The following is a 21,369-nucleotide window of genomic DNA, read 5'->3' on the forward strand; positions in this document are numbered from 1 at the left end:
GCGTCAACGAGGGGCCGCACGCGTTCTACCGGGGCGGCCCGCACTGGAAGTGGCTCGACCGGCGCAAGCTGCTCCGCCCGCTCGCGCCCATCCCGCCCGCCGAGGGGCTGCGGCTGCGCTACCACCACGAGGGCCGGCTGCGGCGGTTGCCACCGCTGGGGATGCTCCGGCAGGTGCTGCGCCGGGAAGCGCCGTCCGACCAGGACGTCGTCACCTGGGCGAGCGCGCTGGCCGGGGAGCGGACCGCCCGGGTCGCCGCGAACTACGTGGCCGTGGCGACGTTCCACCACGACCCCGGGTCGCTGTCGGCCGCTTTCATCCAGGAGCGGTTGCACCGGGCCGGGAAGTTCCCGCCCGAAGCGCACTACGCGCGCGGCGGCTGGGGCGCGGTCCTGGACCGGATGGGCGCGCTGGCGGCCGAGCTCGGCGTGAAGATCGAAACCGGATCACGCGTCGGCACCCTGCCCACCGGCGGCCCGGTGATCGTGGCGACCTCGCTCGACGCCGCCCGCACCCTGCTCGGTGACGACGGCCTGCGCTGGCCGAGCGGGCGGACGACCCTGGTCGACGTGGCGGTCCGGACCCGGCGGGGCGACGCGTTCGCGGTGTCGGACCTGGACGCGCCGGGCTGGGTGGAACGGTTCACCGCGCAGGACCGCACGCTCGCCCCCGAGAGGGAGCAGCTGATCCAGGCGCAGATCCCGATCGCGCCCGGCGAGAGCAAGTCCGACGGGCTCGCCCGGGCGCACCACCTGCTCGACCTCGGCTACCCCGGCTGGCGCGAGCGGACCACCTGGACGCGCACCGCCGTGGCCGCAGGCCGCACCGGTGCGGTCGACCCGCCGGGGACGAGCTGGCGCGACCGGCCCGCGATCGCGCGCGGCGACGGGGTGTTCCTGGTGGGGGACCAGGTCGCGGCGCCGGGGGTGCTCAGCGAGGTGTCCTTCACAAGCGCGTTGCGGGCGGTGCGGCTGGCGCTGGGGGAGTGAGGGTCAGAACTCGTCGCCGGTGGACAGTTCCTTCTCGAACGCGTCCGCCTGCGCGACGACCGACAGCAGCGGCCGCTCGAACTCCTCCCGCAGGTGCAGCGACGTCAGCGGCACGGTGTGCTTGATCAGCGCCACCCCGTCCACGATCGCGGCGCCACCGACCGACGAGCCGCCTGCCAGTTCGAGCAGGCGGCGCAGGTCGATCTTGTCGGCCCAGCCGACGGCCGAGGAGATCTCGGCCCACTCGGCGCCGTCGACGTCGGGCAGGTGGTGCACGGTGACCTGCTGGGTGCGGCCGCCGTCGGTGTCCAGGCGGAAGCGCAGCCAGTGCTCGCTCTCCTCCAGCACCTCGTACCGGATGCGTACGTAGTTGATGACGTCCGTCCAGATGGTCACGGGCGTCAGCTTAGCCAGAAGGCTCAGCTCTTGTGTGCGCGCGCCGCGGCGAAGCAGTAGATGCCGAACGCCGCCAGCCCGATCGCCACCATGGCCAGCAGCACGACGCCGTAGGGCTGGGCCGCGAGCGTGCGGAGCGCTTTGTCGACCCCGCCCGCCTGGCCGGCGTCCGAGCGCAGCGCGGCGTACCCGAGCAGGCCGCCGATGATCGCGTACACCACGCCCTTGGCGACGTAGCCCGCCGAGCCGAGCCACTCGACCCACTTGCGGGTGCCCGTCGGCAGGTCCGGCAGGTCCAGGTCCTTGAGGAAGCTGCGCTTGAACCCCTTGACCGCCGCGGCGACGCCGACCGCGACCACCGCCGCCCCGGCGACCGCGACGAGCGCCTGCCCGGCGGGCAGCTGGAGCAGCCGCGCGGTGAACTCCTGCTGCGGCTGGTTGCCGCCGGCCGAGCCGCTGCCGGTGGCGAGCCGGATCGCGGTGTAGGCCAGCGCCAGGACCACCACACCCCGCGCCGCGGACCCGGCGCGCTTGCGCATCCGCTTGCCCCGTTTCGGCACCCACGTGTAGCCGCGGGCGGCCATCATGAACTGCCACACCCCGAACGCGATCAGCCCGATCGCGAGCACCCACAGCACCACCTGGCCGGCCGCGGTGGACCCGACCTCCTGCAGTGCGCCCTTCTGGTCGGCCTCCTTGCCACCGTCCCCCGCCGCGACGCGGATCGCCAGGTAGGCGACCACCAGGTGGACCAGACCCCAGCAGACCATGCCCGCGCGCCCGGCGGCCTGTGCCGCGGAACGGCCTCTCACCCGCGCCGGACGGCCCGTGGTTCTGTTCGTCGCCGCACTGCTCGTCATCGATGCGCCTCCTCATCCACCACCCCCGACCATCACTCGATCGGGGGTACCCCGGAGGCGGTGCCGCTATGCCCGGCGGCGTCGTGTCGGGAAAGGACGGTGCCGGCGGTGACCGCGAGGGCGACCAGACCCGGCGGTGCGGAGTCCCGGACTGCTCGCGGCTTTTTGGCTCTTGTCTTCGGCGGCCCGCGCCGGGTACCTTCAGCTACGACAACATTTCGGGTACCGAACAGTTTGGTGGGCGAAGTGAGCGACGAAACCGACCGGCCCGCGCCGGACAGCATGGCCGGGGAGTCCTTCGGCGAGGTGCTGCTCTCGTTCGCCGGCCGTCTGACCCGGTTGCAGACCGAGATCCTCGCCGGACTGGACGTGCCCCTGACGATCCGGCAGTACCGGATCCTGACCCGGGTGGGCGCGGGCCACACGTCGCTGATGGCGCTGTGCCGCCTGGCCCACCGCAACCCGCCCACCATGTCGGAAAGCGTCAACAAGCTGGTCAAGCAGGGCCTCCTCACCCGCGAGACGAAGGCGGCCGACCGGCGGACCATGGCGCTCGCGCTCACCCCGGAGGGGCGCGAAGCGCAGGAGGCGGGCCGGCTGGCGCTGGAGAAGTTCAGCGCCGAGCTGACCGCGGGGCTGGACGAGCGGATCAAGGACGATCTGCTCACCGTCATGCACCGCATCTACACCGAGACCGAAAGCCGTCTCGACGACCGCTGACGGCCGGGCGCGCCGGCCCGCTCGTCGCGGGCCGTGAATCAAGGGTGTTCGTACACAGAGAGGTGTCCACCCATGCCCAGATCAGGCAGTACGGACGCGCAGTTGCTCCACCGCCTGGACCACGCCGCGTTCACCCCGCAGCACACGCGGATCTACCTGACCGCGATCGCGGGTCATTTCTTCGACGGATTCACCATCAACCTCACCGGTTTCGTCCTGCCGGGCGTGATCGCGGCTTTCGCGCTCACCAGCGGCGAGGCCGGTGCGCTCAGCTCGGCGCTGTTCGCGGGCATGCTGGTCGGCGCCGCGGTCGCCGGCATCGCCTCCGACCGGCTCGGCCGCCGGTACCCGCTCGCCTGCGCGATCCTCGTGTTCGGCGGTTTCTCGCTGCTGGCGGCCGTCGCCTGGAGCTACCCGGTGCTCGTGGCCGCCCGGACCGTCCAGGGCGTCGGGCTGGGCGCCGAGATCGCCATCGTCCTGCCCTACATCGCGGAGTTCGTGCCCATCCGCCGGCGCGGCCCGATGGTCACCCTCGCCACGGCCGCCTGGCTCATCGGGCTGCCGGTCGCCTCCGCGGTGGCCGTCGGCATCGTGCCCGCGCTGGGCTGGCGCTCGATGTTCTTCGTCGGCGCGATCCCCGTGCTGATCGCCGCGCTGGTGGCGCTCACGCTGCCGGAATCCGTGCGGTACCTGCTCTCCCGCGGACGCCGGGAGCAGGCCGGGCGGATCGTCGACCTGCTCACCGGCGCCCCGGTGGGGACGGGCGCCGCCGAACCCGCTTCCGCGGTGCGGCGCGAGCCCACGGGCTCGGTGCGCAACCTGGTGCGCGGCAGGTACCTGCGCTTCACGATCACGCTCTGGGTGATGGAGGTGTGCGCCGGAGCGTTCCTCTACGGACTGTCCACCTGGTTGCCCACCGTGCTGAAGTCCCGCGGCATCGGCCTGTTGTCGAGCTTCGCCTACACGGGCATCATCACCGCCTCCGGAGTCGCCGGCGCCGTCATCGCGGGACAGCTCGTCAACCACATCGGCCGCCGCTGGGCCCTGGCGCCGGCGTTCCTGGTCAGCGGGGCGCTGTGCCTGGTCTGGGGCGCGGTGCAGGGGACGGCCGCCGTGGTGCTGACCGGTGCGCTCGCCACGTTCTTCGGCAGCGGCATCGCCGGCAGCACGCTGTTCGTCTACGCCAGCGAGCTCTACCCGACGGCGAACCGCGCCACCGGCCTCGGCTGGGCGGCCGCCTGGCAGAAGGTCGGCGGGCTGCTCATGCCGGTCACCGTGGGGTTCGTGCTCTCCTGGCACGCCTCCTCCTACGTCTTCTTCGTGCTCTTCGCCGTCCTCTCCGGCATCGCGGCCCTCGCCGGGCTGATCGGGACCCTGGAGACCCGCGGCAAGAGCGTCGAGGAGATCGCCGCCGAACTGTCCACTCCGGACCGGCCCAGTCACCGGCCCGCACCGACCACTGTGGAATAGGGGAACGAATGACGACCGATGAACAAGAGCGGGACCTGCGTCACCGCAAGGTGCGGGACGCCATGGCCGAGACGGGCCTGGACCTGCTGCTCGCATTCGGACCGGGCTGGCGCCGGGAGAACGTGCGGTACCTGTCCGACGCCAGGGTGACCGGCAGCGCCGCGTTCGTCGCACTGCCCGCCACCGGCGAGGCGAGCGCGTACTCGACGCGGCGGCAGGACGTGGCGGAGATCGCGGGCCGCGGCTGGGTCACCGACGCGCACTTCCTCGACCCGGCCGAGCCGGGCGAGTTCCGCACCCGGCTCGGCGACAGCCGCGCGCGGCGGATCGGCATCGCCCACTACGAGCTGCTGCCCTCGATGCTGCTCGACCTCGTCCGGGAAGCGCTCCCGGCCGCGGAGATCGTGTCGGCGACGGCGTTGCTCGACCAGGCGCGCCTGGTGAAGAGCGAGTGGGAACTGGCCCGCATGCGGCGCAGCGCGAAGGTGTGCGCCGCGGGGTGGCAGGCGTTCGTCGACGTGCTCGAACCCGGCCTGCCCGAGTACCGGGTGGTGGCCGCGGTGGAGGCCGAGATCAAGCGGCTCGGCGCCGAGGACAACTTCATGCTCATCGCCTCCGGCAAGGACGAGGTGCGCGGCATGACACCGCCCTCGGACCGCCGGCTGGAGGACGGCGACATGGTGCGCACCGAGCTCACCCCCCAGATGGACGGGTACTGGCTGCAGATCTGCCGGTCCGCCGTCGTCGGGACCGCCAGCGACGCGCAGAAGCGGTCGTTCGACCTGTTCAACGAAGCGGTCGACGCCGGGATGGCGGTCGTCAAGCCCGGCGTCACCGCGCACGAGGTCGCGGTGGCGCAGAACGACGTGTTCCGGCGGCACGGCTACGGCGAGTACTGCACCAGCCAGTACACGCGGGTGCGCGGGCACGGGCACGGGCTGCACATGGACGAAACGCCGATCATCGAGGGCAACCACACCGTACTGCCGGAGAACTCGGTGTTCATCATCCACCCCAACACCTACACGCCGATCGCCGGCTACCACGTGCTCGGCGATCCCGTCCGCGTCACCGCGGACGGCTGCGAGGTCCTGGTCGAAACCGAGCGCAAGCTCTTCCAAACCAACGAGGTGAACGCCTGATGAAGCGAGGTCTCGTCGTCCGCGATCCGGGGGAGATCCCGGAAACCGAGTGGCGCCAACGCATCGGCGCAGTGCGCGAGCAGCTGACCGCGGAGGGCGTCGAGGTCGCGCTCTGCTACGGCGACGTGCACCGCTCCGACGACATCGCCTACCTGACGAACCTGTGCATCTACTGGAACGAGGGGATGCTCGCGATCCCCGCCGACGGCGACCCCGCGCTGCTGACGAAGCTGTCGCCGCGGGTGCATCCGTGGATGCGGCGCACCTCGACCCTCACCGAGCTGCGCAGCGGCAAGGCGTTCGGCGCGCTGGTAGGCGGTTTCCTCGACGACCGGCAGCCCGGCACGCTCGGCCTTGTCGACGCCGGCCTGTGGCCGGCCCCGCTGATCGAGGAGGTCAGCGCCGCGGCTCCCGGCTGGGTGGTGCGTCCGCTCGACGGCCTGGTCCGGCGGTTCCGCCTGCGGCCGTCCGAGGCCGAGAAGACGCTGTTGCGGCAGGCGGGAACGGCGCTCGCCGGCGCGGTGTCGGCGGCCACGGTGAGCGGGCTGTCCCACCGGGAACGGGTCTCCGCCGCCGAACTCCATGCCCGCGACGCCGGGTTCACGGACGTGCTCGTCCGGGCGAGCGACACGTCCGTCGAGATCACCGGGCAGTACCGCACCAGCTGGCTGCGCGTGGCCCGGGACCCGGCCCTGGCGGCGGATCTGCGCGCCGCGGTGGGCGCCGTGGCCGACGGGGTGCGCACCGGCGACGTGCCTGCCCGCGTGGTGCACCACGCCGACCTGTCCACCGACGGCGAGTACCTCGGCCGATCGCCCGACCGCGTGCTGGGCGCCGGTGAGGTGGTCGTGGTCGCCGTCGAGCGCGGCGACGCCGTGGCGGCCGACACCGTGCTCGTCACCGCCACCGGCGCGGAATCCCTGACCGGAAAGGAAGTTCTCGCATCATGAGAATACTGTCGAACGCGGATGTCGAGCAGGTCCTCACCCCAGCAGAGACCATCGGCGCGCTGGAGACCGCCTACCGCGAGCTCGCCTCGGGCCTGGGCGCGAACCGGCCCCGCAACCACACCTACTTCCCCGTCGAGGACCCGCGCCACCCCGGCTTCCGCTACCGCTTCAAGTCCCAGGAAGGCGGCAATGTCTCCAGCGGTGTGTGGGCCCTGCGCATCACCTCGGACATCGCGGGCGTGGAGACCCTGCCCAGCGGTGTCCAGCGCCGCAGGCTGATCCCGGCCGCGCCCGGCGGCCGCTACGTCGGGCTGGTCACGCTCTACAGCATGGAGACCCTGGAGCCGCTGGCGATCCTGCACGACAGCTTCATCCAGAAAATGCGCGTGGGCGCCACCTCCGCGCTGGGCATCCGGGAACTGTCCAACGCCGACGTCCGGGTGGCGGGCATGTTCGGGTCGGGATGGCAGGCCGAGGCGCACCTGGAGTGCCTGCTGATGGTGCGGCCAGACATCGAGGAGGTGCGGGTCCACAGCCCGACCCCCGAGCACCGCAAGACGTTCGCCAAGACCTGGAGCGAGCGCACCGGACGGCGGATCGTCGCGGCCGAGACTCCGCGCGAGGCCGTCGAGGGCTGCGGGATCGTCACCTGCGCGACCGCGGCGATGGACCCGTGCTTCGACGGGGCCTGGCTCGACCCGGGCACCCACGTCACCGCGATCACCTCCCCGGACGGCACCGCGACCCGCCGCGAGCTCGACGACGCGACGTTCGACCGCGCGGACCGGATCGTCGTGCTCTCCCGCGAGCAGGTCCACCACGACAAGCAGTTCGACATCCTCGGCCCCGTGGAGCGCGGGCGGATGAAGTGGGAGGACATCAAGGAGCTCGGCGACATCCTGCTCGAGGACGGTCCCGCCCGCGCCCGCCGCGACGACGTGACGATCTTCGCCAACAACACCGGCATGGGCATCCAGTTCGCCGCCGTGTGCGCTCGCGCGCTGAAACTCGCCGAGCAGCGCGAACTCGGGCACGTCGTGCCCACCGACTGGTTCCTGGAGGAGACGAGCCCGTGAGCGAGACTCGAACCGGAGGCGCGCCGATCGTGTTCGGCGACGACGTGAACACCGATGTGATCATCCCCGGCCGGTACCTGGTGAGCATCGACCCGGAGGAGCTGGGCGAGCACGCGTTCGAGCCGCTCGGTCCGGACGTCCAGGAGCACCTGCGGCGCAGCGACGTCGTGGTCGCCGGGCGCAACTTCGGCTGCGGCAGCGCCCGCGAGCAGGCCGCGAGCTGCCTGATCGGCGCCGGCATCAAGGCCGTGGTGGCCGCCTCGTTCTCGCGGGTGTTCTTCCGCAACGCCATCAACACCGGCCTGATCGCGGTGGAGTGCCCCGGCGCGGTCGCGGCCGTCGACGGCGCCACGCCCGTCTGGGTCGACCCCGAAGCCGGCGTGGTGGAGGTGGGCGAGCGGAGGTTCTCCTTCGCGCCCTATCCCCAGGGCATCCAGGACATCCTGGCCGCCGGCGGTCTGATCCCCTACCTGATGCGGAGGAACGCATGACCGCGAAGACGTTCGCGCAGAAGGCGCTCGAGCGCGCCTCGGGCGAGACGGACCTCGACCCGGGGCAGATCGTGGACGCCTACCCCGACCTCTACATGAGCCACACGGCGAGCTGGCGCTGCATCCGGACGCTGGAACGCATGGGCGTCTCCGAACTCTACGACGTGGACCGCATCGCGATGGTGATGGACCACATCTCGCCCGCCCAGACGGCGAAGACGGCCGCCGACCACCAGCTGTGCCGCGAGTTCGCCGCGAAGATGGGCGTGCGGAACTTCTTCGACGTCAACGCCGGCATCGCCCACATCGTGCTGATGGAGAAGGGGCTGATCAAACCCGGGCAGCTGGTGATCGGGACCGACTCGCACTCCACGATCTACGGCGCGCTGGGCGCGTTCGGCACCGGCGTCGGGTTCAGCGAGATCACCGCCGCGTGGGTGACCGGGAAGTTGTGGATGAAGGTGCCGCAGAGCATCCGGATCGACGTCGACGGCGAACTGCCGCCAGGGACCTACCCGAAGGACGTCATGCTGCGGCTGATCGGCGACCTCGGGGCCGACGGGGCCACCTACTGCTCGGTCGAGTTCGGCGGCTCGTTCACCGGGGCGATGTCGGTGTCGGAGCGGATGACGTTCTGCAACCTGGCGATGGAGATGGGCGCGAAGAACGCCTTCGTCGCCCCGGACCCGACCACCCTGGCCTACCTCGACGAGGCGGGCGCCGAGGACTACGAGGTGCTGTTGCCCGATCCGGGCGCGCGGTACGAGCGGCAGCTCACGGTCGACGCGTCCACGTTGCAGCCGCAGGTCGCCGTCCCGCACACGGTGGACAACGTCGTCGGCGTGGACGAGGTCGCGGGCACGAAGGTGAACCAGGTGTTCATCGGCTCGTGCGCCAACGCCAAGTACGACGACCTCGCCATCGCCGCCCGGGTGCTGGCCGGGCACCGGGTGGCCGACGGGGTGCGGCTCATCGTCACCCCTGCCTCGGCCACGGTGATGGCCAGGGCGGCGGCCGACGGGATCCTCGGCACGCTCATCGAAGCGGGTGCGATGGTCACCAACCCGGGTTGCGGCGCCTGCGCCGGTAACGGCGGCGCGATGGCCGACGGCGAGGTCACCTTCTCCACCGCCAACCGCAACTTCCAGGGCCGCATGGGCAGCTACGACTCGAAGATCTACCTGGGCAGCCCGGCGACGGCGGCGGCGACCGCGATCCGCGGCAGCATCGCCCACCCCGCCGAGATCGTGGCGGTGGCGCGATGAACACCGTCGAGAAGATCCTGGCCCGCGCCGGCGGGCGCTCCTCGGTCGAGCCCGGCGAGATCGTGATCGCGAACGTCGACCGGCTGATCATGCACGACCTGTCCGGCTACCTGACCGCGGGCGTGTTCGACCGCATCCCCGGCGCCCAGGTGCGTTACCCGGACCGGGTGGTGATGGTGTTCGACCACCAGTTCTCGCCGCCGACCGAACGGCAGGCGGAGGTGCTGGAGTTCAACCGGGAGTGGGCGCGGCGGCACGGCATCCACCTGTTCGACTGCGGCAGCGGGAACATCCACCACGTGCTGGTGCGGCGCGGCCTGGTCAAGCCCGGGATGATCGTGGTCGGGTCCGACAGCCACACGCCCGTGCACGGCACGGTCGGCGCGCTCGCGGTCGCACTGGGCAACGACTCGCACGCCGGCACCGTGCTGCCCTACGGCAAGGCGTGGTTCAAGGTGCCGCAGACGGTGCGCATCGAGCTGTCCGGCACCCCCCGGCCGGGCACGACGCCGCGTGACATCGCGCTGTGGCTGGTCGGGCGGATCGGCGAGGGCGAGCTGAACTACGCGGCCCTGGAGTTCGCCGGGCCGTACGTCAAGCAGCTGGAGTTCTGGGACCGCTGGCTGTTCCCGCTGCTGTGTGTCGACCTCGGGGCCAAGTGCGCCTTCGCCGAACCCGAGGGCACCGGAGAGCCGGCGCGGGTGCTGCGGTTCGATGTCGGCGAAGTGGTGCCGCAGGTGGCCTGCCCGCCCACCGTCGGCAATGTCCGCCCGGTCGGCGAGGCCGCGGGCACCCCGGTCGGCTGGGCCGAGCTCGGCGGGCACGGCGGCGGGCGGCTGGAGGACATCCGGACCGCGGCCGCCGTGCTGCGGGGACGGAGGGTGCACCCGTCGGTGCGGTTCAACATCGTGCCCTCGAGCCGCGAGGTGTTCTCCGAGGCGATGCGCGAAGGGCTGGTGCTGCCGCTGCACGAGGCGGGCGCGACGTGGTTCCCGCCCAGCACCGGGTCGAACCAGGCCATCAACATGGGCGCGATGGCGGCGGGGGAGCGGATGATCTCGACGCATTCGCGCAACTTCCCCGGCCGCAACGGCAGCCCGGAGGCGGAGATGTACCTGGCGTCCGCGGCCACGGTCGCGGCGTCGGCCGTCGCCGGCGAGATCACGGAGGTGGGAGCATGAGGTTCACCGGGCGCTGCTGGAAGTTCGGCGACAACATCCCGACCGACCGGCTCGTCAAGTCGGAGCACGTGTTCGAGCCGATGGCGGAGATCGTCAAGCACGTGCTGGAGGACCTCAACCCGGAGTTCCCGAAGCGGGTGCGGCCCGGCGACATCGTGGTGGCCGGGCGGCACTTCGGCCAGTCCTCCGGCCGGGCGATCGCGACGAAGGCCCTGAAGGCGACCGGCATCGGGTGCGTCGTGGCGGACACGTTCGCACGGACGTTCCACCGCAACTGCTTCGAGATCGGCCTGCCCGCGCTCGCGCTCGACGGGGTGAGCACGCTGGCAAGTGACGGTGACGAACTCACCGTGGACATCGCCACCGGGGAGTTCCGCAACGAGACCACCGGCGCGACACGCACGGCCGAGCCGGCGGACCCGTTCCTGCTCGAGATGCTCGAAGCGGGCGGGCTGATCAAGCTCGCGGCGCAACGCAGCGAGTTGTTCGCCTGAGCAGGCCAGGGGACGGGGTGGCCGCCCACCCCGGCCCCGTGGGGCGCGGTCAGCGGGACGGCGCGCCCAGCCCGGGTGCCGGACCTCACCCGTCGCGGACGAGGACCGCGGATCGCGTGGCGGCGACAGTGGGGGAGTGCGTGCCGACGTGGGAGGCCCGATATGTGTCGCTGGCTGGCGTATTCCGGTTCGCCCGTGCGCCTCGACGAGCTCCTCTACAAGCCCGCGAACTCGCTCGTCCTGCAGAGCAAGCACGCGCGCCTTGGTGCGGAAACCACGAACGGGGACGGGTTCGGTGTCGGGTGGTACGGCGACGTGCCGACTCCGGGGGTGTCCTGAGCACCGAACCCGCCTGGAACGACCGCAATCTCCGGGAGATCGCGGCGCAGCTCGAATCCGGGCACGTGTTCGCGCACATCCGCGCGTCGACCGGATCGGCGGTGCAGAAGACGAACTGCCATCCGTTCCGCCACGGCCGCCGGCTGTGGATGCACAACGGGCTCGTCGCCGGGTTTCCCGCCGTGCGACGCGAGCTCACCCTGGCCGTCGACCCGCTGGTCTTCCCGGAGATCCAGGGGTCCACGGACTCGGAGATCCTGTTCTACCTCGCCGTGACCTTCGGCCTGGAGGCCGATCCGGTCGCCGCGGTGGCCAGCGAGGCCCGGTCGAGGTCGCTGTTCCACAGCGTCGACGTGTCCACGCTCCGGCACCAGTACCCGGACAACCCGGCGCTGCACGTGCTGTCCGACGACGCGCGGCTCGTGGTGTCCGAACCGCTGGGCGACCTGCGTGGCGCGTGGCGGGAGGTGCCCGAGTCCACGTGCATCGTCGTCCACGGCGGCCGCGAAGAGCTGCGCCCGTTCACTCCGGTGGCCCCAGCGGCAGCGACCGCGGACGGCGTCAACTGACCGGTACCCCCAGCACCTCGAGAAAGGCGGCGGCCGCCGGGGTGAGGCCGGCTGTGCTCCAGACCAGGTGCTCGACCCGGCCGGGCGCGTCGGTGACCGGCACCGTCGCCACGCCGGACAACTGCGGCGCGTACGTCGACGGCAGCATCGCCACCCCGAGGCCCTCCCGGATCAGCCCGGCCATCAGCTCGGCCGTCGTCACCTCGAACGCCACCTCGCGGTGCAGACCGGCCGCGGCGAAGGCCTGGTCCGACTGGGCCCGACCCGGCGTGCCCGCCGTGAAGTCGACGAACTGCTCCCCCGCGAGCGTCGCCAGATCCACCGACGCCCGCCCCGCCAGAGGGTGCCCGGGCGCGACCACCGCGACGTGCCGGTCCCGCGCCAGCTCGTGTCCCCGCACGCCCTCGGGCCGCGCCGTGACCGGCAGGCCGAGGAATGCCAGGTCCAGCGCGCCCTGCCGGACCTGCTCGACCAGTTCGTGGCTCGCGGCCATCCGCAGGCCGACCCGCACCTGCGGGTACCGGCGCCGGAACTCGCGCAGTGCGGCAGGCAGGTCGACCGCCGCGACCGTCGGGATCACCCCGAGACTCAGCCGCCCGCGCACCTCGCCCACCGCGGCGGCCACCTCCGCCGCCGCCCGCTCGGCGAAGTCCAGGCACTGCCGCGCCGCGGGCAGGAACGCCGCGCCCGCCGCGGTCAGCCGCACCCGGCGGCTGGTGCGATCGAACAAGCGCGCACCCAGTTCGCGCTCCAGGCGGGCGATCTGGTGGCTGAGCGCCGACTGCACCACGAGGCACCGTTGCGCCGCGCGGGTGAAGCTGCCCGTCTCGGCCACCGCGACGACGTAGCGCATCTGCTGGAGTTCCACCCATCCATCGTGCATCACGATGGATCACTTGACGAACATGTGTTGGACTCATCGATCGCGGACGCCAAGACTGGAACCGTGAAACTCCGCGACACCGCACTCGCCGCCTTCGCGCCCGTGGTCTGGGGCTCGACCTACGTCGTCACCACCGAACTGCTGCCGCCCGCGCACCCGATGTTCGCGGGCCTGCTCCGGGCGCTGCCCGCGGGCCTGATCGCCCTCGCCGTCACCCGGACGCTGCCGCGCGGCGCCTGGTGGTGGAAGGCCGCCGCGCTCGGCGTGCTCAACATCGGCCTGTTCTTCCCGCTGCTGTTCGTCGCCGCCGAACGGCTGCCCGGCGGCGTCGCGGCCACCCTGGGCGCCACGCAGCCGCTGGTCGTGGCCGTGCTCGCGGTCGCGGTGCTGCGGGAAAGCCCGTCGGCGTGGCGGTTCGCGTGGGGCGTGACCGGCGTTGTCGGCGTGGGCCTGGTCGTGCTCGGCCCGGCCGCCGGCTTCGACGCGACGGGCATCCTGGCCGGGCTGGGCGGCGCGGCGACCATGGCGCTGGGCGTCACGCTCACCAAGAAGTGGGGCCGCCCCGCCGGGGCCGGTCCGACCGCGTTCGCCGCCTGGCAGCTGACCGCGGGCGGGCTGTTCCTGGTGCCGGTGACGTTCCTGGTCGAGGGCGCGCCACCCGCGGTCGACCTGCCCGCCGTGCTCGGCTACGTGTGGCTCGGGCTCGTCGGCGGGCTGCTGGCGTACGTGCTGTGGTTCCGCGGGATCACCCGGCTGCCGGTGACCTCGGTCGCGGTGCTCGGCCTGCTGTCGCCGATGGTCGCCGCGCTGCTCGGCGTCGTCGTGCTGGGGCAGACGCTCGGGCCGGTCCAGCTCACCGGGTTCGCGCTCGCCCTAGCGGCCATCGTCGCCGGGCAGCGTTCCGGAGTGCAGATCCGCCAGCACGGCCGCGGCGGCGCGGCGACCGGACACCAGCGCGCCCTGGATGGAGCTGGTGTCCCGGTGGTCACCGCACACGTAGCGGCCCGGCGCGAGCCGGACCGGCTGCCGTAGCGGGTGGCCGGCCGGCATGACCGGTAGCGCCCGCGCGATCGCGTAGGTCTCCACCAGCTCCCAGTCCGTGGTCGTCGTGTCGTAGACCTGCGCGAGCGTGGTCCGCACGTGCGGCTCCAGCTCGTTGCCGGTGTCGCAGCGTTCCGGCACCGACGCGGCGACCAGCGTCTGCCCCGGCGGCGCGTACCCCGGCGCGACCGCGCTGATCACCGCCGTGTTGAGCAGCAGTTCGCCGCTGTCGGTGAGCAACGTCGGCTGCCGCAGCGGCGGGCGGCCGCTCGTCCGGTAGTAGTAGGTCGTCACCGCGTGCCAGTCCGGCTCGGGCACGCCCAGCAGGGCCTCGGGCGCGGCCACCACGACCGCCCGCGCCCGCACCTCGCCCCGGTCGGTCGTGACGCCCTCGCCGGAGATCCCGGTCACTCGCACTCCACATCGGACGGTTCCGGGCACCAGGTCGCGGGCGAGCAGGTGCGGCAGCGCGCCCATCCCGGACGCGGGCAAGGCGCCGCCGCCACGCAGGAAGCTCCGCCACACCAGGTGGAACGCCCGCGCCGAGGTCCGCAGTGGACGGTCCAGGACACGCCGGCGAGGAACGGGCGCAGCACCTCGTCGACCGTCCGCGGGCTGACCCCGCGGCGGGCCAGGTCCTCGGAGATCGTCGAATCCCCGCCCGCTTTGAGCCGACGGGCGGGCGCGAGCACGTCCCGCGCCGACATCGCCAGCAGCGCCGCGACATCCCGTGGCCGCCCGGCGCCGAAGGCGAGCAGGTCCCGCGCCGCGTTCCGGTGCCGCCACGGCGGTGCGAGCGCCTGCCCGTCCGCGACCACCCCGGGAGTGAAGTACTGCAGCCGCAGCTCCGAGACGTCGACCATCTCGCGCACGGCCGGGTAGGCGGGCAGCAGCACCTGGAATCCGCGGTCGAGGCGGAAACCGTCGATCACGTCGGTGCGCACCCGGCCGCCGATGTCGTCCCCGGCCTCGCAGACGAGCACGTGCAGCCCGGCGCGCTGCAGGGTCCGGGCCGCGGCGAGCCCGGCCAGCCCCGCGCCGACCACGACGACCTCGGCCCGCTCCACCATGTCCGCCCTCCTCGGAGCGGGACTACCACGGACCGCGCGGGCGCAACCCTCGCGCCAAGAACCGTGCTATCGTTAGTGGCACAAACATTTGTTGGCCTAATGAAATACAGGAGTCGAGATCCCATGATCGCCACCGAAACCCGGATCCGCGAACTCGCCGACCGCGCCGAACTCGCGGACCTCGTCGCCCGCCACAGCCTGTGGATCGACGAACGCCGCTACGACGAAACCGACCGGCTGTTCACGGAGGACGTCGTCGTCACCTCCGCGCGCGGAGAGGCCCAGGGCATCGAGGCGCTCGTCGACCTCGCTCGCTCGAACCACGACACCTACGCCCGCACCCTGCACAGCAAGTCCAACCTCGTCATCGACGTCGACGGCGACACCGCCACGGTGCGGGCCCACGACATCGCGGTGTTCGTCCTCGACGACAAGACCGAGGCCATCGCCGCCGGGATCCACCACTACCGGGCGCGCCGCACCGAGCGGGGCTGGCGCTTCGACCACCTCGTGATCAGCCCGGTCGCCCTGACCGGCGCACTCGACCGGGCCCGTTGACCGTCACCGGCTCTCCGCGGCCATCCGCACTCCGAGGGCGACCAGAACGGTCCCGCTGATCGCGTCGAGCCTGCGGCGCACCGCGGACCGGCGGAACCACCCGCCTGCCCGGCCCACGGCGGCCGCCAGCGCCAGGTACAGCACGGTCTCCAGGGCCACCTGGAACACGGCGAGCAGCGCGGTCGTGGCGAACAACGGCCGGCCCTCGGGCACGAACTGCGGGTAGAACGCGATCATGAACGCGGCCGCTTTCGGGTTCGCCAGCATGACGAGCGCGCCCTCGGCGAAGGCCTTGGCCCAGCCCTTGGCCGACGCCGTGGGCGGCTCGTCAGCGGGCGCGGCCGGGCGCCACGCCGACCGCCACGCCTTGACCCCCAGGTAGATCAGGAACGCGGCGCCGACGATCCGCAGCACGAGGAACGCGACCTCCGACGCGGCGACCAGTGCCGCGAGCCCCGCCGCGGCGAACAACGCCCACAGGTACAGACCGGCTTCCAGACCGAGCACGGTCGGCACCGCCCCGCGGAACCCTCGCATCGCCGCCCGGCGCAGGATCAGGGCCATCGCCGGCCCCGGGGAGGCCGAAATCAGGACCACGGCCAGGGCGAAGGCGGGCAGCACCGCGAGGAGATCCATGCCGGCATCCTGCCCGCGGCGCGACCGTGGTCTCAAACGAAATTGACCCGGGCGAGCGGTCGTCAGTCCAGCTCGTCGAGCGCCGCCACGGCTTCCCATCGCGCGCCCAGCGTGTTCAGCAGCCCCGCGACGTCGACGTCGCCCGAATCCGAGCCGAGCAGCGCCTTGTCCAGGCGGCGCGCCCGGCGGTTCACCTGAGTGAGCACCGCCGAGCCCTCCTCGGTGAGCGACAGCAGCTTGCGGCGCGCGTCGCGGGGCGACTCGACCCGCCGGATGAGGCCGCGTTGTTCGAGCCTGCGGCACAGGTCCGCCATCGTGGACGTGTCCAGCGCGACCGCCCCGGCCAGGGAGCTCTGGTCGCTCCCGGGGTAGGCGCGCACGGCGGACAGCACCGCGAACTGGGGACCGGTCAGCACCGGGTCCACGTGGCGGTTCCACGCGGCCAGGTAGGCCTGGTACATGCGGCGGGCGCCGTAGCCGGGGGCGGCCAGGAGATCCGGGGGCGGCGCCGGTGTGACGGCCGGGGCTCCCCGGCCGCGTCGGCCTGCCCGCACTGGCTCACCCATCAAGACCCTCCCCATGACTTCAGGCTCGCGGCTTCCCGTGATCCTACGTGTCCGGACTATTGCGCTCGTGTTGCAGTCCTGCTTCTCGCCCGCGAACTCTTGCGTATCCGGATAATACGTGTTCGGATTATAGGCGGAGGTGGTCACCGATGGACCAGAACCTGTTCAACGACATCTGCTTGCGCCAGCTGACGTTCTCCGGGGTGCACGAGGGCGAGACCGTGGTCGTGCTGACCCGCGGCGGCGAGCGGGCCGAGTACGCCGACGCCTTCCTGTGGGCCGCCCAGCAGCTGGGCGCCGCGACCTACCACATGCGACTGCCCTCGCCGGTCAGCGCGTCCGGCGCCTGGGCGGTGGGCGACTCCGGGCTCGGCAACATCCCCCGCGCGGTCGAGGCGCTCAAGGACGTCGACATGGTCGTCGACTGCACGTTCCTGCTGTTCAGCAAGGAACAGTTCGCGATCCAGGAGGCCGGCACGCGCATCCTCACCGCCGTCGAGCCGCCCGAGCTGCTGGCCCGCCTCATGCCCACCAAGGAACTCCGCGAGCGCGTGGAGATCGGCGCGGAGCTGCTGGCCAAGGCGAGCACCATGCGGATCACCAGCCCGGCGGGCACCGACGTCACCTACCGGCTCGGCGTGTACCCGACCATGTCGGAGTACGGCTACACCGACACCCCCGGCCGCTGGGACCACTGGCCCGCCGCGTTCGTGTTCACCGGCGGCGCCGACGACGGCGTCGACGGCAAGATCGTGCTCTCGCCCGGCGACGTGCTGCTGCCGTTCAACACCTACGTGCAGACCCCGGTGGAGATCACCATCGAGGAGGGCTTCATCCGCGACATCCGCGGCGGCGCCGGATCGTCCGGTTTGGACGCCGACCTGCTGCGCTCCTACATCGAAAGCTTCCACGACCCCCGCGGCTACGGGATGAGCCACGTGGGCTGGGGCCTGGACGAACGCGCCCACTGGCACGGCCTGACCCAGTTCCCCGGCGGCATGGGCATGGAACTGCGCAGCTTCTACGGCAACGTGATGTTCTCCATCGGCCCCAACAACGAGCTCGGCGGCCCCAACGACACGCCGTGCCACTTCGACATCCCGATGCGCGGAAACTCGCTCTACCTCGACGACGAGCTGATCGTCGACGCCGGCGAGCTGACCGTCAAGGACATGCGCCCGGCGGAGAAGCGATGACCGACCACCACATCGGGATGATCGTCCCCAGCTCGAACCTCACCATGGAGACCGAGCTGCCGCGGATGCTGCGCGCCCGTGAGGAGACCGAGCCGGGGGACCGGTTCGTCTTCCACTCCGCGCGCGCCCGCATGCAGCACGTCGACCCGGAGCAGCTGCGCGCGATGAACGCCCAGGCCGGGCGCGCGGCGGCCGAGCTCGCCGACGCCCGCCCGGACGTGGTCGCCACCGCGTGCCTGGTGGCGATCATGGCGCAGGGCCCCGGGTACCACTGCACCGCCGAGGACGACATCACCCGCGTCCTGCGCGCCGAGGGCTGCGCCGCGCCGGTCGTGTCCAGCGCGGGTGCGCTGCTGTCCGGCATCGCCGCGCTCGGCGCGCGCAAGATCGCGATCATCACGCCCTACCTGAAGCCGCTGACGCAGGCCGTGGCCGACTACATCGAGGACGCCGGGGTCGAGGTGGTGGACGCGCTGTCGCTGGAGGTGCCGGACAACCTCGCCGTGGCCCGGCTGGACCCGGCCGACCTGCGCGAGCAGCACCGCAAGCTCGATCTGTCCGAAGTGGACGCGCTGGTGCTGTCCGCGTGCGTGCAGATGCCGTCGCTGCCGTCGATCCAGCCCGTCGAGGACGAGATCGGGATCCCGGTCCTGTCGGCGGCCACCGCGACCACGCACCGGATCCTGACCGAGCTCGGGCTGGAGCCGCGCGTGCCCGGCGCCGGGCGGCTGCTCGCGGGCACGGGCGACGAGACGAGGAGGCCGGCATGAGCGCGAGCCAGTCGTTCGAAGTCGTGGTCGTCGGCGGCGGCCTCGGCGGCCTGTGCGCGGCCTTGTCATTGCGGCAACGAGGACTGCGGGTCACCGTGGTCGAAGCGGCGCCGCAACTCGGCGAGATCGGCGCCGGCATCCAGACCGCCCCCAACGCCAGCCGCATCCTCATCGGACTGGGCCTGCGCCCCCAGCTCGAGCGGGTGCGCACCGAGCCGCAGGACCAGGTCCGCCGCCGGTGGGCCGACGGCAGCATCATCGCCCAGCTGCCGCTGGGACAGCGGGTCACCGACACCTACGGCGCCCCGTACTGGCACTACCACCGCGCCGACCTGCACGGCGTGCTGCTGGACGCGTGCGTGGACCCGGACGGCCACGGCCCGGTGGTGCAGGTCGCGACCGGTGCGCGGGTCGTCGAGCTGGACCACGCCCAGCCGGAACGCCCGGCCGTGATCACCGCCGACGGCCGCCGCTTCACCGGCGACGTGGTGATCGGCGCCGACGGCATCCGTTCCGCCGTGCGCGACCTCGCCGGGTTCGACGACACCCTGGTGTTCTCCGGCGAGATGGCCTACCGCGCGCTGATCCCTGGGGACCTGGTCGCCCAGGACCCGGCCACCCGGTTCCTCGTCGACCGCTACCACTCGACCATCTGGTACGGCCCGGACAAGCACCTCGTGCACTACATGATCCGCGGCGGCCAGTACCTCAACGTGGTCGCGATCGTGCCATGCAGTGAGACGATCGAACGGGAGTGGAGCGGTCCGGCGACCGCCGCCGAGCTCGCGGCCGAGTACCAGGACTGGGACGATCGGGTCCCGACCGTGTTGTCGAAGGCCAAGGACGAGGACGTCTCGGTGTGGGCCATGTACCGGCGCCGGCGTGACCCGGTGTGGGTGGACGGGCGGGTCGCCCTGCTCGGCGACGCCTGCCACGCCATGCTGCCCTACCAGGCGCAGGGCGCCTCCCAGGCGATGGAGGACGCCGCGGTGCTCGCCGAGGAACTGGGACGTGTCACCCGCGACGGGATCGACGGCGCCCTGATCCGCTACGTCGACCGGCGCGCCAAGCACGCGGGGATGGTCCAGGACGCCTCCCTGCAGAACATGAGCTTCTACCACCTCCCCGACGGCCCCGAGCAGCGCGAGCGCGACGAGAAGCTGCGCCGGTTCGACGGCGAGTCCGACGTGTCCTACGACTGGCTCTGGAACGGCAGCCCGCTCACCGATCCGGACACCGAGTCCATCCACTACCAGTTCGCGCGCTGAGGCGGGCGACTGGCCGACAACGGCAACGGAGCGATTCATGCGTACCGGAGATCAGATCGTCCAGGACCTGCCCTGGCGCTGGAGCGTGCAGGGCAAGATCTTCCTCATCGGTGGGCTGGGCTACATGTTCGACGCGTGGGACGTCGCGTTGAACGGGTTCCTCACCCCACTGGTCGGGGCCGAGTTCGGGTTGTCGCCGGGGCAGAAGGGGCTGGTGGCGACCGCCAACCTGATCGGCATGGCGGTGGGGGCCGTCGTGTGGGGGACCGTGGCCGACCGCATCGGCCGCAAACGCGCGTTCAGCATCACGCTGCTGGTGTTCGCCCTGTTCTCCGTGCTCGGGGCGCTGTCGCCGAACGTGGAGGTCTTCCTGGCCCTGCGGTTCCTGGCCGGGGTGGGGCTCGGCGGGTGCATCCCGGTGGACTACGCGATCGTCAGCGAGTTCTCCCCGCGGCGGCACCGCGGCCGGGTGCTCTCGGCGATGGACGGCTGGTGGCCCGTGGGCACCACACTGGCCGCCGTCACGGCGACACTGTTGGTCCCGGTGTCCGGGAACTGGCGCTGGATGCTGGTGCTGATGATCCTGCCCGCGCTGTTGCTGTTCTGGGTCCGGCGCGGAGTCCCGGAATCCCCGCTCTACCTGGTGCGCAAGGGCCGGGAAGCGGAGGCGCGCGCGGTCATCGACGACCTCGTCCGCCGCACCGGCGCGCCCGCCGAGCCGTACTCGATCCCGCCGGCCGTGGTGGAGGACAAGCGCGGCGGAGCGCTCGCCGCCGCCTTCGACCAGCTGCGCCGGGTGTGGGCGTTCAACCCCCGGATCACCGCGGTCGCCTGGTCGTTGTTCATCAGCGTCATGCTGGTCTACTACGCCGCCCTGAGCTGGATGCCCTCGATCCTGCGCGCCCAGGGGTTCGGCGAGATCGCGGCCTTCGCCTCCACCGCGCTGATGAACGCGCTGGGCATCGTCGGCGTCGCGGTGGCCGTGCTGCTCGTGGAGAAGGTCGGCCGGAAGCGGATCGTCGCCGTCGCCGGGCCACTCGCGGCGCTGTCGCTCGTGGTGTTCTCCCTGCTGCTGGGCTCGCCGACCGGCGCGGTGATCGCGATCGGCGCGTTCGGCATGCTGGCGCTGGTGGTCATCCCGGTGATGTACGCCTACGTGTCCGAGCTGTACCCGACCGAGCTGCGTGCCTCCGGGTTCGGCTGGGCGTCGTCGTCGAGCCGGGCCGTCACCGGGTTCGCGCCGCTGGTGTTCGGCAGCCTCCTGTGGCCGGTGCTCGGCCTGCCGCTGACGTTCACCGTGCTGGGCGGTCTCGTGGTGGCCGCGGTCGTGTTCATGATGCTGGGGGCGCCGGAGACCCGCGGTCGCGAGCTCGACCGGATCGCGGAGCCGGTGAACCCCGTGGCGCCCGCGAAAACCACGCAGGTGCCGTGAGCGAGGA

Annotated in this window: 24 protein-coding genes and 1 pseudogene; 18 read left to right on the plus strand and 7 right to left on the minus strand. The window is 72.2% G+C overall.

Annotated features, from left to right (window positions below; all coding sequences use genetic code 11):
- A partial coding sequence (locus ABZ193_RS34330; RefSeq protein WP_354712807.1) for an FAD-dependent oxidoreductase occupies positions 1–989 on the plus strand: 989 nt, incomplete at its 5' end.
- A 3-nt stretch (positions 990–992) separates the two neighbouring features.
- Here ABZ193_RS34330 and ABZ193_RS34335 read toward each other — a convergent pair.
- Positions 993–1,385, minus strand: a complete 393-nt coding sequence (locus tag ABZ193_RS34335) for a hypothetical protein (protein WP_354712808.1) — start codon at positions 1,383–1,385, stop codon at positions 993–995.
- Positions 1,386–1,408: 23 nt separating this feature from the next.
- Positions 1,409–2,245 (minus strand): DUF1206 domain-containing protein, encoded by an 837-nt coding sequence (locus ABZ193_RS34340; RefSeq protein ID WP_051123455.1) that lies wholly within the window; start codon positions 2,243–2,245, stop codon positions 1,409–1,411.
- Positions 2,246–2,491: 246 nt separating this feature from the next.
- Between ABZ193_RS34340 and ABZ193_RS34345 the strand changes: the two genes are divergently transcribed.
- The 11 genes from ABZ193_RS34345 (at position 2,492) to ABZ193_RS34395 (ending at position 11,942) form a co-directional block, all read left to right on the plus strand.
- The gene (locus tag ABZ193_RS34345; protein WP_157358363.1) at positions 2,492–2,965 is read left to right on the plus strand and encodes a MarR family winged helix-turn-helix transcriptional regulator; all 474 of its coding nucleotides are present in this window, start codon (positions 2,492–2,494) and stop codon (positions 2,963–2,965) included.
- 72 nt (positions 2,966–3,037) lie between these two features.
- A complete protein-coding gene (locus ABZ193_RS34350; RefSeq protein ID WP_084505991.1) occupies positions 3,038–4,435 on the plus strand; it encodes an MFS transporter in 1,398 nt (465 codons plus the stop codon).
- A gap of 8 nt (positions 4,436–4,443) precedes the next feature.
- Positions 4,444–5,577 (plus strand): Xaa-Pro peptidase family protein, encoded by a 1,134-nt coding sequence (locus ABZ193_RS34355; RefSeq protein WP_020416014.1) that lies wholly within the window; start codon positions 4,444–4,446, stop codon positions 5,575–5,577.
- Positions 5,577–6,527 carry a hypothetical protein gene (locus ABZ193_RS34360; protein WP_354712809.1) on the plus strand — a complete coding sequence of 317 codons (951 nt, stop codon included), beginning with the start codon at positions 5,577–5,579 and terminating at the stop codon, positions 6,525–6,527. The genes ABZ193_RS34355 and ABZ193_RS34360 overlap by 1 nt, the downstream gene beginning before the upstream one ends.
- Complete coding sequence (locus ABZ193_RS34365) at positions 6,524–7,603, plus strand: ornithine cyclodeaminase family protein (protein ID WP_020416012.1); 1,080 nt, start codon at positions 6,524–6,526, stop codon at positions 7,601–7,603. The genes ABZ193_RS34360 and ABZ193_RS34365 overlap by 4 nt, the downstream gene beginning before the upstream one ends.
- Positions 7,600–8,094 carry a hypothetical protein gene (locus tag ABZ193_RS34370; protein ID WP_020416011.1) on the plus strand — a complete coding sequence of 165 codons (495 nt, stop codon included), beginning with the start codon at positions 7,600–7,602 and terminating at the stop codon, positions 8,092–8,094. The genes ABZ193_RS34365 and ABZ193_RS34370 overlap by 4 nt, the downstream gene beginning before the upstream one ends.
- Positions 8,091–9,359, plus strand: coding sequence for an aconitase/3-isopropylmalate dehydratase large subunit family protein (locus tag ABZ193_RS34375; RefSeq protein WP_354712810.1), 1,269 nt, complete (start codon positions 8,091–8,093; stop codon positions 9,357–9,359). Before ABZ193_RS34370 ends, ABZ193_RS34375 begins: the two co-directional genes overlap by 4 nt.
- A complete protein-coding gene (locus ABZ193_RS34380) occupies positions 9,356–10,540 on the plus strand; it encodes an aconitase family protein (RefSeq protein WP_354712811.1) in 1,185 nt (394 codons plus the stop codon). The genes ABZ193_RS34375 and ABZ193_RS34380 overlap by 4 nt, the downstream gene beginning before the upstream one ends.
- The gene (locus tag ABZ193_RS34385) at positions 10,537–11,034 is read left to right on the plus strand and encodes a hypothetical protein (RefSeq protein WP_020416008.1); all 498 of its coding nucleotides are present in this window, start codon (positions 10,537–10,539) and stop codon (positions 11,032–11,034) included. Before ABZ193_RS34380 ends, ABZ193_RS34385 begins: the two co-directional genes overlap by 4 nt.
- A 195-nt stretch (positions 11,035–11,229) precedes the next feature.
- On the plus strand, positions 11,230–11,373 hold the full coding sequence (locus tag ABZ193_RS34390; RefSeq protein ID WP_354712812.1) for a hypothetical protein: 144 nt from the start codon (positions 11,230–11,232) through the stop codon (positions 11,371–11,373).
- The gene (locus ABZ193_RS34395; protein ID WP_354712813.1) at positions 11,337–11,942 is read left to right on the plus strand and encodes a class II glutamine amidotransferase; all 606 of its coding nucleotides are present in this window, start codon (positions 11,337–11,339) and stop codon (positions 11,940–11,942) included. Before ABZ193_RS34390 ends, ABZ193_RS34395 begins: the two co-directional genes overlap by 37 nt.
- On the opposite strand, the gene ABZ193_RS34400 is transcribed toward ABZ193_RS34395, so the two are convergent.
- Positions 11,935–12,810, minus strand: coding sequence for a LysR family transcriptional regulator (locus ABZ193_RS34400; protein WP_354712814.1), 876 nt, complete (start codon positions 12,808–12,810; stop codon positions 11,935–11,937). The genes ABZ193_RS34395 and ABZ193_RS34400 overlap by 8 nt on opposite strands.
- 78 nt (positions 12,811–12,888) lie before the next feature.
- Between ABZ193_RS34400 and ABZ193_RS34405 the strand changes: the two genes are divergently transcribed.
- Positions 12,889–13,857, plus strand: coding sequence for an EamA family transporter (locus ABZ193_RS34405; protein WP_354712815.1), 969 nt, complete (start codon positions 12,889–12,891; stop codon positions 13,855–13,857).
- Here the strand turns inward: ABZ193_RS34405 and ABZ193_RS34410 are convergent.
- Both ABZ193_RS34410 and ABZ193_RS34415 read right to left on the minus strand, forming a co-directional pair.
- Positions 13,804–14,391 (minus strand): annotated as a pseudogene (locus ABZ193_RS34410) (FAD-dependent oxidoreductase); the annotation flags it as partial. The gene ABZ193_RS34405 and the pseudogene ABZ193_RS34410 sit on opposite strands and share 54 nt — an antisense overlap.
- Positions 14,274–14,936 carry an FAD-dependent oxidoreductase gene (locus ABZ193_RS34415; protein ID WP_354712816.1) on the minus strand — a complete coding sequence of 221 codons (663 nt, stop codon included), beginning with the start codon at positions 14,934–14,936 and terminating at the stop codon, positions 14,274–14,276. The gene ABZ193_RS34415 and the pseudogene ABZ193_RS34410, both read right to left, overlap by 118 nt.
- Before the next feature lie 123 nt (positions 14,937–15,059).
- Between ABZ193_RS34415 and ABZ193_RS34420 the strand changes: the two genes are divergently transcribed.
- Positions 15,060–15,494, plus strand: a complete 435-nt coding sequence (locus ABZ193_RS34420; RefSeq protein ID WP_354712817.1) for a nuclear transport factor 2 family protein — start codon at positions 15,060–15,062, stop codon at positions 15,492–15,494.
- Positions 15,495–15,497: 3 nt separating this feature from the next.
- On the opposite strand, the gene ABZ193_RS34425 is transcribed toward ABZ193_RS34420, so the two are convergent.
- On the minus strand, positions 15,498–16,130 hold the full coding sequence (locus ABZ193_RS34425; RefSeq protein ID WP_354712818.1) for a LysE family translocator: 633 nt from the start codon (positions 16,128–16,130) through the stop codon (positions 15,498–15,500).
- A 62-nt stretch (positions 16,131–16,192) separates the two neighbouring features.
- Entirely contained in the window at positions 16,193–16,696 is a 504-nt protein-coding gene (locus ABZ193_RS34430) for a MarR family winged helix-turn-helix transcriptional regulator (protein ID WP_237335313.1), read from the minus strand.
- 149 nt (positions 16,697–16,845) lie between these two features.
- Between ABZ193_RS34430 and ABZ193_RS34435 the strand changes: the two genes are divergently transcribed.
- The 4 genes from ABZ193_RS34435 to ABZ193_RS34450 are packed head-to-tail and all read left to right on the plus strand — an operon-like array spanning position 16,846 to position 21,362.
- Entirely contained in the window at positions 16,846–17,892 is a 1,047-nt protein-coding gene (locus ABZ193_RS34435; RefSeq protein ID WP_020415999.1) for a leucyl aminopeptidase, read from the plus strand.
- A complete protein-coding gene (locus ABZ193_RS34440; protein ID WP_354712819.1) occupies positions 17,889–18,662 on the plus strand; it encodes an Asp/Glu racemase in 774 nt (257 codons plus the stop codon). The genes ABZ193_RS34435 and ABZ193_RS34440 overlap by 4 nt, the downstream gene beginning before the upstream one ends.
- A complete protein-coding gene (locus ABZ193_RS34445) occupies positions 18,659–19,930 on the plus strand; it encodes an FAD-dependent oxidoreductase (RefSeq protein WP_354712820.1) in 1,272 nt (423 codons plus the stop codon). Before ABZ193_RS34440 ends, ABZ193_RS34445 begins: the two co-directional genes overlap by 4 nt.
- Before the next feature lie 37 nt (positions 19,931–19,967).
- A complete protein-coding gene (locus ABZ193_RS34450; protein ID WP_020415996.1) occupies positions 19,968–21,362 on the plus strand; it encodes an MFS transporter in 1,395 nt (464 codons plus the stop codon).
- Positions 21,363–21,369: the final 7 nt, after the last annotated feature.

The sequence above is a fragment of the Amycolatopsis sp. NPDC006125 genome (assembly GCF_040614195.1).
Lineage (GTDB): Bacteria > Actinomycetota > Actinomycetes > Mycobacteriales > Pseudonocardiaceae > Amycolatopsis_E > Amycolatopsis_E tucumanensis.